1 protein-coding gene is annotated in these 515 nt (G+C 79.4%); it reads left to right on the top strand.

Features of this window, described 5'->3' with window-relative positions:
- Positions 1-35: 35 nt before the first annotated feature.
- A partial coding sequence (locus L0B03_RS19025; protein WP_250448684.1) for a helicase-associated domain-containing protein occupies positions 36-515 on the top strand: 480 nt, incomplete at its 3' end.

Genomic DNA, 515 nt, shown 5'->3' with positions numbered 1-515 from the left:
GACCCGACTTCGCGCCGGCCACCCCGGGCCCCCCCATGCCCGCCCCCGCCGAGGCCCTGCCCGCCCAGCTCCCCCCCGCGGTCGACGAGGTGCTGCTCCAGGGGGACCTGACCGGCATCGTGCCCGGGCGGCCCAGCCCGGCCCTGGGAGCGCTGCTCGACCTCGCGGCCCAGGTCGAGTCCCGCGGCGCCGGCCTGACGGTGCGCTTCACCCCGGACAGCGTGCGCCGGGCCCTGGACGCCGGACGCACCGCCGAGGAGCTGCTCGCCGAGCTCTCGCGGCACGCCCGCTCGGGGGTGCCCCAGCCTCTGGAGTACCTCGTGCTGGACGCCGCTCGCCGCCACGGGCAGGTCCGGGTCGGCATGGCCTCCTCCTACCTGCGCAGCGACGACCCCGGGCTGCTCGCCGGGCTCGTCGAGGACCGGTCCCTCGCGGGGCTCGGCCTGCTGCGCCACGCCCCCACGGTGATCGCGGCCCAGGCGACCCCCGCCGCGCTGGTCACGGCCCTGCGTGCG

Source organism: Actinotalea sp. C106, assembly GCF_023630195.1.
GTDB lineage: Bacteria > Actinomycetota > Actinomycetes > Actinomycetales > Cellulomonadaceae > Actinotalea.
This window is presented reverse-complemented; position numbering and strand designations above follow the sequence as displayed.